Source organism: Georgenia sp. M64 (assembly GCF_038049925.1).
In the GTDB taxonomy this organism is placed as follows: Bacteria; Actinomycetota; Actinomycetes; order Actinomycetales; family Actinomycetaceae; genus Georgenia.
Window position 1 is genome coordinate 2505845 of sequence record NZ_CP145809.1, and the last position, 12035, is coordinate 2517879.

Annotated in this window: 11 protein-coding genes and 1 pseudogene; 5 read left to right on the forward strand and 7 right to left on the reverse strand. The window is 70.1% G+C overall.

Annotated elements, in window-relative coordinates:
• Positions 1–12 precede the first annotated feature (12 nt).
• Positions 13–1062, reverse strand: a pseudogene (locus AAEM63_RS11250) (DNA/RNA helicase domain-containing protein); the annotation flags it as partial.
• A gap of 562 nt (positions 1063–1624) precedes the next feature.
• On the opposite strand from AAEM63_RS11250, the gene AAEM63_RS11255 reads away from it, so the two are divergent.
• Positions 1625–2851 (forward strand): toxic anion resistance protein, encoded by a 1227-nt coding sequence (locus AAEM63_RS11255; protein ID WP_341358364.1) that lies wholly within the window; start codon positions 1625–1627, stop codon positions 2849–2851.
• A gap of 2 nt (positions 2852–2853) precedes the next feature.
• Entirely contained in the window at positions 2854–3660 is an 807-nt protein-coding gene (locus AAEM63_RS11260; RefSeq protein ID WP_341358365.1) for a hypothetical protein, read from the forward strand.
• A gap of 312 nt (positions 3661–3972) precedes the next feature.
• On the opposite strand, the gene AAEM63_RS11265 is transcribed toward AAEM63_RS11260, so the two are convergent.
• Both AAEM63_RS11265 and AAEM63_RS11270 read right to left on the reverse strand, forming a co-directional pair.
• The gene (locus AAEM63_RS11265; protein WP_341358366.1) at positions 3973–4650 is read right to left on the reverse strand and encodes a response regulator transcription factor; all 678 of its coding nucleotides are present in this window, start codon (positions 4648–4650) and stop codon (positions 3973–3975) included.
• Complete coding sequence (locus AAEM63_RS11270; RefSeq protein WP_341358367.1) at positions 4647–5798, reverse strand: sensor histidine kinase; 1152 nt, start codon at positions 5796–5798, stop codon at positions 4647–4649. Before AAEM63_RS11270 ends, AAEM63_RS11265 begins: the two co-directional genes overlap by 4 nt.
• Positions 5799–6008: 210 nt before the next feature.
• On the opposite strand from AAEM63_RS11270, the gene AAEM63_RS11275 reads away from it, so the two are divergent.
• Positions 6009–6698: a DUF4386 family protein gene (locus AAEM63_RS11275; protein ID WP_341358368.1), complete on the forward strand. Its 690-nt coding sequence runs from the start codon at positions 6009–6011 to the stop codon at positions 6696–6698.
• A 102-nt stretch (positions 6699–6800) separates the two neighbouring features.
• Here the strand turns inward: AAEM63_RS11275 and AAEM63_RS11280 are convergent, their stop codons facing one another.
• Together AAEM63_RS11280 and AAEM63_RS11285 are read right to left on the reverse strand one after the other, a co-directional pair.
• Entirely contained in the window at positions 6801–7229 is a 429-nt protein-coding gene (locus tag AAEM63_RS11280; RefSeq protein WP_341358369.1) for a VOC family protein, read from the reverse strand.
• A 55-nt stretch (positions 7230–7284) separates the two neighbouring features.
• The gene (locus tag AAEM63_RS11285; protein WP_341358370.1) at positions 7285–7704 is read right to left on the reverse strand and encodes an AraC family transcriptional regulator; all 420 of its coding nucleotides are present in this window, start codon (positions 7702–7704) and stop codon (positions 7285–7287) included.
• Between the two features lie 131 nt (positions 7705–7835).
• On the opposite strand from AAEM63_RS11285, the gene AAEM63_RS11290 reads away from it, so the two are divergent.
• Positions 7836–8183, forward strand: coding sequence for a DUF1801 domain-containing protein (locus AAEM63_RS11290; protein WP_341358371.1), 348 nt, complete (start codon positions 7836–7838; stop codon positions 8181–8183).
• 57 nt (positions 8184–8240) lie between these two features.
• Here AAEM63_RS11290 and AAEM63_RS11295 read toward each other — a convergent pair whose 3' ends face one another.
• Positions 8241–9476 (reverse strand): IS110 family transposase, encoded by a 1236-nt coding sequence (locus AAEM63_RS11295; protein WP_341358372.1) that lies wholly within the window; start codon positions 9474–9476, stop codon positions 8241–8243.
• A 247-nt stretch (positions 9477–9723) separates the two neighbouring features.
• Here AAEM63_RS11295 and AAEM63_RS11300 point away from each other — a divergent pair, with 247 nt between their 5' ends.
• Positions 9724–10452, forward strand: coding sequence for a molybdopterin-binding protein (locus AAEM63_RS11300; protein WP_341358373.1), 729 nt, complete (start codon positions 9724–9726; stop codon positions 10450–10452).
• 62 nt (positions 10453–10514) lie between these two features.
• Here AAEM63_RS11300 and AAEM63_RS11305 read toward each other — a convergent pair whose 3' ends face one another.
• Positions 10515–11717 carry a phosphatase PAP2 family protein gene (locus AAEM63_RS11305; RefSeq protein ID WP_341358374.1) on the reverse strand — a complete coding sequence of 401 codons (1203 nt, stop codon included), beginning with the start codon at positions 11715–11717 and terminating at the stop codon, positions 10515–10517.
• Positions 11718–12035 lie beyond the last annotated feature (318 nt).

The window sequence follows — 12035 nt, forward strand, 5'->3', positions numbered from 1 at the left end:
GTGCTCGTCGAGGAGGAAGACCGGCACCCGAGCGGCATCGAGCAGCTCCTCCACCTGCGGGCGGGCCTGGTCGCGCAGCGCCTTGGGCGTATAGCGGTTGACCGACTTCTCCCGGATGCGGTGGGCCTCGTCGAGCACGACGACGTCGAGAGCGTCCTCGTCGGCCCCGATGAAAGAGTTGAAGTACTTGAAGAGGTTCTTGGTTCGGGTGGAGCCCTTGCCTGCGACCTGGCGCATGGTCTGCGTGAACGACTTCGAGCCTGTGGCGTGAACGACCGGGTGACCCCGCCGCGCCAGCTCCCCGAGCACGGACAGCGCGATGACGCTCTTGCCGCTGCCCGGCGCGCCGCTGACGACGATCGCCGTCTTGCGGCCCTCGTTGCGGGCGTCCTCGACGGCCTGGAGCACGAGCTCGTAGGCGACCTTCTGCTCGTCGAGGAGGACGAACTGCTCCCGGTGCTGGATCTCGGCGGCCGCGTGCTCGAGCAGCTGCTTGGAGGGCCGGACCGGCGAGGACAGGAGGGTGTCGGCCGCGGAGACCCCGGAGGACGGCGCGAGGCGGGTGCGGAGGTACTCGCGGAACTGCGCGCGCCGCTCTCCGGTGAACATCGGGGCGGTCGCAGCGTGCGCCGTCGGCCACAGGTCCTCGACGAGGTGGTCCGTGGCGTTGTGCAGGTAGGCGACCGATGCGAGCTGGCCGGGCTCGTCCTGCAGGACGACGAGGAAGTCGCGAAGATACTCGGCGTACGCGGCGACCTGGAGCGAGGGGTGTAGGGAGGGCCGGTAGGGAGCCCCGGCGACGTCGACCAGGGTGTCGCTGTCCTCCCACCGCGTCGCGCCGCCCCACTGCTTGAGCTCGACGAGGACGTAGCTGGGACGGCCCGTCTCCGGGTGCGACCCGGCTAGGAGGACGTCGATCCGCTTGTTCGACAGCGGTAGCCGGTGCTCGAGGACGACCTCGACGTCGTCGAGCCCAGCGGCCGTCAGATCGGCGGCGAGGACCGGGAGGCTGTGCCGCCACGACCGCCGCTCACTCTCGCCGGGAACCGTGCCGCCCTGCATGAGGAGATAGTTCTCCAGCGCGTCCTCGACCACCGAGAAATCCCCGTGGACGCTCTCGCTGAGCTGGTGCGCGGAAAGACGGACGTTCCCGACCACTGATTTCCCCTCGGGCAGCACGAATCATCGTGCGGAGGGGACATGTCTGCTGGGCAGAAGTCCGTCGGTACCGCTGTCCTGACATTATCGGACAAGTGCGGGCGGAGGACGGGAGGCACTACCGGATGGTCATCCGGGCCCTGGTCATCGTCGCGAGGATCCGGGCGTGCGTCTGCCGCGGCAGTGCCCTTCTCCCCGGCTCACCGAAAGGGTTCCCGGGGCGTGCCTGCGCGTTCGCGAGCAGGTCGTCGAGCCCGACCCGTGCGACCAGGAGCAGTCCGTGGGTGGCTCGGGTGCACGCCACGGCGAGTCGTCCGAACGCGAAGTTGAACGCGTCCAGCCTGCTGGCACCCGAAAGCGGGCGACACGTCCGTCAGAGCGACTTGGAACGCAAGACTGATCCGCCCTCAACTCGATAACGAACCGTGGCACACTTGCAGCGGTCTCGGAGTCGAAGGAGCGCAACATGTCGAACCCGCTCGATCTCGGTGGTGCCCCCTCTCCCGCAGTAGAGGATCCACTGGTGCTGGAGCCACCAAAGCCCGCCGCTGAAGTCGCTGTGCGCGAGCCCGAGAAGGTCGGCGGGATGATCCTCGTGGATGAAGACGCGCAGAAGAAGCATGCCGAGACGGCGCAACGGTTCGTCGACGACCTCCTCAGCACCTCTATGCACGGTCCCGAGTTCCAGACCAAGCTGGCGCAGCTGACCCGGCTCGGGGAGGGCGCGATGCAGCAAGCGAGTGCCTCCTCCAACAGGATGTTGAGGAGGCCCGCAGCCGCCCTCGCTGCGAGTGGCGCAGACCCGGCGTCGCGAACGGGGAGCACTCTCGTCGAGCTCCGTCAGATCGTCACCGAGCTGGACCCCAAACGCCACGACCTGACAGGCACGAAGCGCGTCTTGCGTTTCCTTCCAGGTGGCAGTGCGGTGCAGCGCTACTTCCTGAAGTTCGAGTCAGCGCAACAGCAGCTCGATGCGATCACCAGGGCGCTCAAGGGAGGGCAGGACGAGTTGCGCCACGACAACGCTGCCATCCAGACCGAGCGGGACGCTCTCTGGTCGTCGATGGGGCAACTCGCAAACTACGCAGTGCTCGCCGGCCACCTCGGGGCCGAGCTCGAGCGGCGCACGGTGGAACTCCGCAACGAGGGGCGCGCCGAGGACGCGACGACCCTCGAGGCCGATGCACTGTTTTACGTCCGCCAGCGGCATCAGGACCTGATGACGCAGATGGCTGTCTCGATCCAGGGCTACCTCGCACTCGACGTGGTTAAAAAGAACAACTCCGAGCTAGTCAAGGGCGTCGACCGGGCGCTGGACACAACGTTAGCTGCCCTACGGGTCGCGGTGATCGTGGCCCAAGCACTGGCACAGCAGAAGATCGTGCTTGCGCAGGTTGAGGCCCTCAACTCGACCACATCGAACATGATCATGTCCACATCGGAACTCCTCCGGTCGCAGGGCGCCGCCGTGCACCAGAACGCCGTCAAGGCGACGATCGACCCAGGCAAACTGCAGCAAGCGTTCGACAACGTCTTCCAGGCAATGGACGAGATCGACCGCTACAAGGCCGAGGCAGCGCAGTCGATGAAGCAGACGGTGCAGGTATTGGAGGGCCAGGTCAACCGCGCCCGCCTGCAACTCGAGCGAAGCCACGCGACCGACGCCGCCACCAACCATGCCCCGAAGGCCTGAATATGACACGATTCACGTTCAAGAACGCGGTCAAAGTTGGCGCAGTTGTCTTCCTTTTCCCGTTCATCGCCTTCTTGCTGCTGATCATCGGCCTCAGCTCAAAGCGTAGAAGAGTGCTCCTCGAGGGGATCGCGTACGCGGTCGCATTCGTCATCGCCATCAGCCTGCCTACCGGGAGTGCCGTCTCGGCCTTTCTCGGGCTCGGTGCCATGGTGGCGTCCGGTATTCGCTCATATCAGGTTCGAGACCTGTGGCTACGCCGCAAGAGCGCGAGTCCCCAGCCGCAGTACGTTGCCGGCCCTAAAGCGCCCCAGGCCCCACCGCTCCCTTACCCGGGTCCTCAGGCGGCCGCACTGCCCCCTCGCCCCACCAACGACGACTTCGCGCCCGCTCTCGCCTGGGTAGCGGCCCAGGCAAAGCAGAACAAGTACCGCATCCCTTCCGAGTCCTACGTCACCATCCTCGAGACGTGTCAGACACTCGACTCGGTACTGGACGCCGAGAAGCGCCAACCCACCGCAGACGCTCGCTTCCAGTACGAACTTGGTGCCATGGTGAAGGAATACCTGCCCGCCGTCCTTCGGAACTACCTCGCAATTCCTCCAGACATGGTGGGAATCCGCCAGCCGAATGGCAGGACCGCAGACGAGGAGCTCGAGAGCCAGATCCAGCTCCTCGCCCGGCAGGCAGAGACGCTCCACGCAAACCGTCACCGGCAGAGCTCCGCCGACCTAACCAGCACGGGCAACTTCTTGAGGGAGCGGTTCGGACACCACCAGCAGGGTGGGTTCGACTTCGGGATCGAGTAGCCCGTACCGAGCCGTCAATCGGTTACGTCGATGAAGGCTGCGACGCGTCGAGGCTGTCCGTGTTGGCACTCTCACCTCGGTTTCGCGGTACCACTCGAGGACCTTCTTATCGCTTCCGTACCGCACAAGAGTCCGCGGGACCGACGGTCACCAGGCAGATGGCGTGAACCCGACCCGATCCCTACCCTGTACGGGCTACTCGCGCCGCCGCACCCGCGCTGGCGGGAAGACAGTTCCGATAGCCACGTCGTTCATACGCGAGTCCGCCCCTGCTGGGGGTCGTGCCCTGCACCGACGGCGTTTGCGCGGTCGTCAGCCGGGCTCCCCCGCCTGGACCAGCCCGGACTCGTACGCGACGACGGCGATCTGCACCCGGTCGCGCAGGTCGAGCTTCGTCAGCACCCGGGAGACGTAGGTCTCGACGGTCGCCTCGCTGAGGAACAGCCGGGCGCCGACCTCGGCGTTCGACAGCCCCCGCGCGACGAGCCGCACCACCTCGGTCTCTCGCTCGCTCAGCGCGCTCAGCTCGGTCGGTCGCTGACCGGCCGGGGGTCGGCGCGCGAACTGGGTCAGCATCCGCGTGATGAGCGCCGGGGCGAGCATCGACTCCCCGCGGGCGACCACCCGGACGGCGTGGACGAGGTCGTCGGGGGCGACGTCCTTGAGGAGGAACCCGGCGGCGCCGGCCCGGACGGCGGACCACACGTACTCGTCGAGGTCGAACGTCGTCAGCACCACGATCCGCGGGTGCGGCGGCGGCCCGGCGAGGATCTCCCGGGTGGCGGCGACGCCGTCGAGGCGGGGCATGCGGATGTCCATGAGGACGACGTCGGGGCGCAGCTCAGCGACGGCGGTCACGGCGGCCCGGCCGTCCTCGGCCTCCCCCACCACGTCGAGGCCGGCCCGTTCGAGGATGAGCCGGAAGCCCGTGCGGACGAGCTCCTGGTCGTCGACGACGAGCACCGTCGTCGACGGCGTCGGGGTGCTCACGCCCCCTCCAAGGGCAGGACGGCGTCCACCGTGAAGCCGCTGCCGTTTGTGACGGTGAGGGTGCCGCCGAAGAGTGCCGCCCGCTCGCGCATCCCGACGATCCCGTGCCCGGGCTCGCCGTCGGCCGGCCGGGCTGGTCCGTCGTCGCGCACCCGGATGCGCAGGTCGTCCTCGCCGAAGTGCAGGACCACCTGTGCCCGCCCGGCGGCGGAGTGCCGGCGGACGTTGGTCAGCGCCTCCTGGACGATCCGGTAGGCGGTCAGGTCCAGGCCCGCGGCGAGCGGCGTGCGCTCACCGGTGACCTCGACGTCGACGTCGAGCCCCGACTCGCGTACGGCCCCGACGAGCTCAGGCAGGGCGTCGACCCCCGGCTGCGGAGCGAAGGCCCCGGCCGGCTCGAGCTCACGCAGCATGTGGACCATCCGGCGCATCTCGGTCAGCGCGCCGGCGCCCGTGGTGCGGATGGCGCCCAGGGCCTTGCGCGCGAACGCGGGGTCGTCCTCGACCAGCTGCTCGGCGGCGCCGGCCTGGACCACGATGACGCCGACGGCGTGGGCGACGATGTCGTGCAGCTCGCGAGCGATCCGGCCGCGTTCCTCGGCGACGGCGGCCGCGGCCCGCTCCCTCGCCTCGAGCTCGGCGCGGTGCGCCCGCACCGCCGCGGCCGCGGCCCGCTCGGCCGAGACCCGCAACCCGTGCCCGCACAGGAACGCCAGGGTCAGGGCACCCCAGTGGAAGACCAGCTCGCCGGGGTCGCGAAGGAGCGGGAGGAACACGTCGGCGACGACGACCATCGCCGCCGCGGCGATCGCGCTGACCCAGCGCAATCGGCCCGGCGCGTGCCGGGCGAGGGAGTACACGAGGACGAGCATCGGGACGAGCTGGCCGAAGAAGAGCACCTGGAGCTCGCCGCCCACGAGGACGCCGAGGACCGGCCACATCGCGAGCGCGGCGAGGGCGACCCGGGGTCGGGCGCGGCGCTGGGAGAGCAGCGTCGCGACCGTCACGATGCCGATCGAGCTGACCACGGGTGAGCCCGTGCCGACGACCGACTCCATCGGCAGCCAGACCTCGACGAGGCCCAGCACGGCGACGAGCGCCGCGACGCCGGCGTCCAGCGCCCGTTCCCGACGGGCCGAGCGGTCCACAGCGCCCAATCTAGACATGGCGGGGTGTGCGCGGTGTCGTCCTGAGGTGGACAAAGCGGTCAACCCGGGTTGATCCCGCGGCACCGGCCGGCCAACCCGAGTCCCATGGGCCGACGACCTGGCGCCGATGCCGCGCGACCCGCGCGATCCCTAGCGTCGGGACCAGCCCGGCGACGTCGTCGGGACCGCCCTCACCACAGGAGCCCGGACATGAATCACCTCACCTCGCCCGCGGTGCGCTGGACCGTCGCCCTCGCGCTCGCGCTCGCCCTCGCCGGCGTCACGACGGTCGTGAGCATCCTCCTCATGCCGGACTTCTCCGGCACTCACGCCGACTGGCTGGCGGAGATCGCCGGGGATCCCGGCACGGCCGCCGTCTCGGCGCACCTGTTCGCCTTCTCCCAGCTCCTCGTGGCCGTCGGGGTGGTGGGGGTTGCCGTGCAGGTGTTCCCGCGCCCCCCGCGCCTGGCGTTCCTCGCCGCCGCCCTCGTGGTGCTCCAGGCGTTCGGGCACGCCGCGCACGCCGGGTTCAACGCCGTTATCCTCGCCATGGCGGCCGGCGCCGGCGACGCCACCACCCACGTCGAGCTGCTTGAGCGCACAGAGGCCGGGCTGCTGCCCTACATGGCGCTCGGGCTGATCGGGACCGTGCTGGGCCTGATCCTCCTCGGCGCGGCTCTGCTCCGCGCGGGCTACGGGCCCCGGTGGCTCGGCGTCGTCCTTATCGCGTTCGTCGTGGTCGAGTTCGGCCTGTCCGGCCTGAGCATGTGGGCGGGCTACCTCGCCGGCGCCCTGTTCCTCGTGGCGTTCCTCGCCATGGCGGTGCTCACCGTGCGCGGGGCCGACGACGCAGCTCACGTGCCGGCGACCCAACAGGCGGTGGCCAGAACCGCGAGCTGAGGCCACGGCCCCGCCGCCAGCCACGGGCGGCGGGGCCGTACGCCGGAGGCGGAGTGGTGCGCGGCGGGCGCGCGGCCGACGGCTGGTCGGGCGGGCAGCGGATCAGCGGTGGGATGCGCCGGCGGGCACGTCGGACAGCTCCGCGATCCTGATGTGGTTGCCGAACGGGTCACGCAGCCCGAAGTCCAGACCGTACGGACGGGCGGTGGGCTCGTCGGTGATGTCCACGCCGCGCTCGACGAGCTGCTCGTACATGCCCTGGGCGTCGTCGGCGGTGAAGAAGAGGTGTCCGCCGGCGGCGCCCTTGGTCAGCAGGTCGCGGACCTGCTCGGCCGTGCGCTCGTCCATCGACGGCGGGGCCGGCCGCTCGAGCAGGATCTGGTGCCCGTCCGGTGCCTTGACGGTGAGCCACCGCATGGGGCCGAAGTTCATGTCGTCGGCGAGCTCGAGGCCGAGGGTGCCGACGTAGAAGTCGAGCGCCTCGTCCTGGTCGAGGACGTAGACCTGACTGATGCGCAGCGTGGTGATCATGACGTGCTCCTCGTTCGGGCCGCCCGGGCGGGGCGGCTGATGAACAGAACGCTATTCAGCCGGGCGTCGGTGAGGCTTCTCCGAAACTGCTCGGTCTCCCCCACCGTTTGGTGAAGCAGGTCGGGACCGCAGGAGGCGGGACGGCGGCGCGGAACTCGCTCGGTGACTGACCGACCACCTCGCGGAAGGTCCGGCTGAACGTCCCGAGGCTCGTGAACCCGACGCTCATGCAGACATCGGTGACGGACCGGTCGGTCTCGCGCAGGAGGTGCATCGCGCGCTCGACCCGCCGGCGCTGGAGGTAGCGGTGCGGCGTCTCGCCGAACGTGCGCTTGAACGTCCGGATGAAGTGGGCGTCGGAGACGAGTGCGATCCGCGCGAGGGCGGGGATGTCGAGCGGCTCGGTGTACGCGCGGTCCATGGCGTCGCGGGCGCGCAGCAGTCGGCGGTTGGCCTGCTCCGACTCCCGGCTCACCCGATCACCCCCGAACCGGACTCATCCTTCACCTGCACAGGCACTTCGTGCGAGGGCGAAGCCCTGTCGCGCACGGTCGGTCCACGCCCTTTACGACTCCGCGGCGACGGTTCCTCCCCCACCGTGGAGCCATGGGAACGGTCGACGACGCCATCGCGGAGGTCCCCTCGCCGTCGCGGGAGGTGCTGCAGCACGTGGTCGACATCGCCCGTCGGCTCGCGCCCGACGCCGAGCAGGGCATGAGCTACGGGATGCCGGCGCTGCGCGTGGCCGGCAAGCCGTTCGTCAGCGTCGTCGCCGCGGCCAGGCACCTCTCGCTCTTCCCGTTCTCACCGGCCGCGATCGACACCGTGCGCGACGAGCTCGCGGGCTACTCGCTGTCGAAGGGCACCGTGCGCTTCACGGCCGAGCACCCGCTGCCCGACGACGTCGTCGAGCGCATCCTCCGTGCCCGGCTGGCGGAGATCACTGGGTCGTGACGCCTCCGCCGGGACGAGGCGCCGGCGGGCGCCTAGACATCCCACGGTTCTAACGTGTCAAGCGGCGAGGGTTTCGCCGGTGTTCTCGGTGGTGTGCCAGGCGGTGTGCTCGTCGTAGAGCGTGTGGTGGCGCAGGCAGCCGTGGAGGATGCCGACGAGGCGGTTCGCGACGGCGCGCAGGGCCTGGTGGTGGGTGGCGCCGCGGGCCCTGCGGGCGTTGTAGTAGGCCCGCGCGCCCGGGGAGACGTTCAGTGCGCAGAAGGCCTGCAGGTACAGGGCGTCGCCGAGACGACGGTTGCGGGCGAAGCGGGCCAGGACGACCTGTTTCTTGCCCGAGGCGCGGGTGATCGGGCTCATCCCGGAGTAGTTCTTCCGCGCCCGGGTGTCGGCGTAGCGGTCGGGGTCGTCCCCGAACTCGGCGAGCACCCGGGCGCCGAGCACGGCCCCGAGGCCGGGCTGGCTGAGGTAGATCTCAGCGTCCGGGTGCTGGCCAAAACACGCCTCTACCTGCCCCTCCAGGGCGGCGATCTGGGCGCTGAGCTCCTTGATCACCGCGACCAGCGCGGCGGTGGTGGCGGTGTAGGCCGTCTCGATCCCGGCCCGGGCGCGCAGCTGCTCGCCGCGCAGGGCCGCCACGATCTCCTCGGCCCGTTGGGCCACGTAGCGTCGCCGCCCGGCCCTGCGCAGCAGGGCCTGCACCCGCGCCGGGGTCAGCCGCGCGCCCGCGTCCGGGCCGGGCGCGGCGGCCAGGACCGCGAGGGCGTCGCGGTCGGCCAGGTCGGTGCCGAAAGCGGCCAGGGCCGCGGGGTAGAACTCGCGCAGGTTCGAGCGCAACGTGTTGACCTGGCGCTGACGGGCCCAGATCAGCGACTGGTGCGAGCGGGCCAGGACCTTGACCTGCTCGGCGATCTCGCTGTCCCCGCTGATGGGGTGGTGGTGGGTCCGGTCGGTGCGGACGATCTCGGCGAGCACCAGGGCGTCGCCCTTGTCGGACTTGGCCCCCGAGGTGCCGTGCCGTTGCCGGTAGCGGGCCGCCTGGAGCGGGTTGATCGCGAAGACGACGTACCCGGCCGCGAGGAGGGCCTGGACCCACGGGCCGCGGTCGGTCTCGATCCCCACCAGCACCTCGCCGGCATCGTCGTCCTCGTCCAGGTGGTCGGCCACCACGGCATGGAGCTTCTCGACGCCCTTGATGCCTTCGTCCAGTCGGCGCCGGGCCAGCAGCCGCCCGGCGTCGTCGATGATCGCGATGTCGTGATGGTCCTCGGCCCAGTCATCGCCGATGAACAGCATTCGTTCTTCCAGTCCCTTCCTCTCGACCAGAGCCACCCGAGGAGGACCAGCTGCGACCTAATGGATCAGTGCTCGCATCGGCACGACATCCCACCAGCGCTCTTCCTCCTCGCCAACCGGCAGGGGCACGATCTAGGCGTAGGTCTCTCAAAGGACCTGGCTGCGAGAGTGCTCACCCGCCAGCGGCTCGGACACCAAGTCTGCTCCGAGCGGAGAGACATGATGTAGCCCCATTAGGCTCCGGACCATGCCCAACCCGACCGCCGCCATCCTCGTCATCGGTGACGAGATCCTCTCCGGCCGCACCCGCGAGGCCAACGCGTACCACCTCGCCGGGGAGCTGACCCGGGTGGGGATCGACCTGTGCGAGATCCGGGTCGTGCCCGACGACCACGACGTCATCGTCGCCGCGATCAACGCACTGCGGTCCGCGCACACGCACGTGTTCACCTCGGGCGGGATCGGCCCGACCCACGACGACATCACCGCCGACGCCGTCGCCGCGGCCTTCGGCGTCGGGATCGACGTGCGCGAGGACGCCCGCGCCATCCTCGAGGCAGCGCTGGTCGCCCGCGGACGCACCGCCACCTCCGACCAACTGCGGATGGCGCGCATCCCCGACGGCGCCGGTCTCATCGTCAACGACCTCTCCGGCGCGCCCGGGTTCAGCATCGGCAACGTCCACGTCATGGCCGGCGTGCCGAGCATCTTCGTCGCGATGCTCACCACCATCCTGCCCACACTCGAGGCCGGCGCCCCGCGCCTGTCGCGTGAGGTGCGCTTCGCCGTCGGCGAGGGCCGGATCGCCTCCCCGCTGCGCGAGCTCGCCGAGGCGATGCCGGACCTCAGCGTCGGGTCCTACCCGTTCCGCGAGGGCGAGCTCTACGGCACGAACATCGTCGTGCGCGGTACCGACGAGGCACTCCTCGACGAGGCCGTGGCGCGGCTGGAGGAGATCCGCACCCAGGTCGGCTGACCGGGCGCCGACAGCACGGGTCCCGCCGCCCGGCTCGGGGCGGCGGGACCGGTCCGGGGGGTCTACCGGTCGGCGGCGATGAGGGCGACGTCGCCGTCGGGGGTGCTCCGCACGTCGGCGGCCATGGCGGCAGCGAGGTTGAGCCGCTGCCAGCTATCGTCACCCTCGTCGGTGAGGTCGAGCGGGTAGCCGGAGTCGATCGAGGTGAGCTCGAGGACCTGACGGCGCTGCTCGGCAGTGAGGTTTGGGTGGCTGGCGATGAGGAGGGAGTCGGCGCCCTCGGGAACGCTCATCTCCCGGCCGGGCTCCTCGACCTGCGGGAAGCCGTAGGTCATCCGATCCTCGTAGAGGTCGACCGCCTCGCCGTCGTCCAGGTAGTCCTCGTCCCGGGCGACGCACGCGGTCAGCGGGACGCCGCAGTCGGACTCGAGGACGGCGTGCAGCTCCTCGGAGGCGGCCTCCAGGAGCGGGTGGAACTCCTCGTCCGACCAGCGGCGCTCGACGATCTTCTGGCCCATCATCCGGCCGCCGATGACGTCGAGCGGGTAGTGCACGCCCATGACCACGCGGTTGTGGCCGGCCTCGGAGGTGCGGGCGAGGATCTGCGGGGCGAGCTCGGGCAGGAGGGTCGCCAGTGCCGTGCCCTGCCAGAACGCCTGGCTCGTGTGACCGGAGGGGCAGGCGCCGCCGGTGGAGCCGTAGGCGTCCCCACCCTCCTTGTCGTAGTACGTGATGAGCTCGGGGTGGGCGACGTACGGGCGGTCGTAGTCGTAGAAGTTCTTCGCCGGGTTCGTCGAGGCGGACGGGCCGGCGAGCCGCTGCCCGGTCTTGGAGATCAGGGCCTCGGTCTTCGGCAGACGGTCCTCCGCCAGGGCGTCCAGGTAGATCTGCCCGAGCGTCTCCCCCAGCCCATCGGCCATCGAGACCGACATGTCGGCGTACGGGTCGACGATCGCGCGCTCCTGCTGCTCGACGTCGGCACCGGAGTTGATCTCGACCGTCGTGGCGAGGTTGAGCTCCAGGATCTCGGGGTGGTTCTCCCGAAGGTCCGTGAACCCACGGAGCAGGGGGATGTAGTCGTAGGAGGAGTCCGAGGGGTAGGTGGCCGCGAGGACGTCGGCCGAGAACGGCTCGGGGCTGAACTCCTGCTTCCACGCGGGCTGGCGCACGCTGACGTCAGCCGCGGGGGCTGCCACAGCGGCAGAGGCCAGACCGCCGGCGAGCGCGCACGCGAGCGCTCCGGCGACGAGTGGCTTCTTGGGCATGACGACGATGTCCTTCCGTAAGGGTTCTCGGGCGTCTGAAACCCATTGGAGAGGACATGCACATGTCTAGACAAAAACCTCATATCCGTCCGTGCTGACCGCGGACCCAATCGATGGAGGCGCCATGCGCTTCGCGGTCGTCCGACACCGTCCGGTCGTCCACCGCGACAAGAACCACCACCACGCCAGCGAGCCGACCCCGCGCGACTATCAACCTCCGCGAGTGCTCGCGTCTTGATGCATCACCGGGTAGAGCAATCCAACTTCCGCGACGAGTCGGGCGCAAGGATCTCGCGCGGGCGCATACGGTGTGTCAGG

Bases quoted from the DNA above. Each gene is read 5' to 3' on its own strand.
- AAEM63_RS11290 (WP_341358371.1), top strand. From the start codon at position 7,836: ATGGGAACGGTCGACGACGCCATCGCGGAGGTCCCCTCGCCGTCGCGG.
- AAEM63_RS11275 (WP_341358368.1), top strand. From the start codon at position 6,009: ATGAATCACCTCACCTCGCCCGCGGTGCGCTGGACCGTCGCCCTCGCG.
- AAEM63_RS11295 (WP_341358372.1), bottom strand. From the start codon at position 9,476: ATGCTGTTCATCGGCGATGACTGGGCCGAGGACCATCACGACATCGCG.
- AAEM63_RS11280 (WP_341358369.1), bottom strand. From the start codon at position 7,229: ATGATCACCACGCTGCGCATCAGTCAGGTCTACGTCCTCGACCAGGAC.
- AAEM63_RS11300 (WP_341358373.1), top strand. From the start codon at position 9,724: ATGCCCAACCCGACCGCCGCCATCCTCGTCATCGGTGACGAGATCCTC.
- AAEM63_RS11305 (WP_341358374.1), bottom strand. From the start codon at position 11,717: ATGCCCAAGAAGCCACTCGTCGCCGGAGCGCTCGCGTGCGCGCTCGCC.
- AAEM63_RS11260 (WP_341358365.1), top strand. From the start codon at position 2,854: ATGACACGATTCACGTTCAAGAACGCGGTCAAAGTTGGCGCAGTTGTC.
- AAEM63_RS11255 (WP_341358364.1), top strand. From the start codon at position 1,625: ATGTCGAACCCGCTCGATCTCGGTGGTGCCCCCTCTCCCGCAGTAGAG.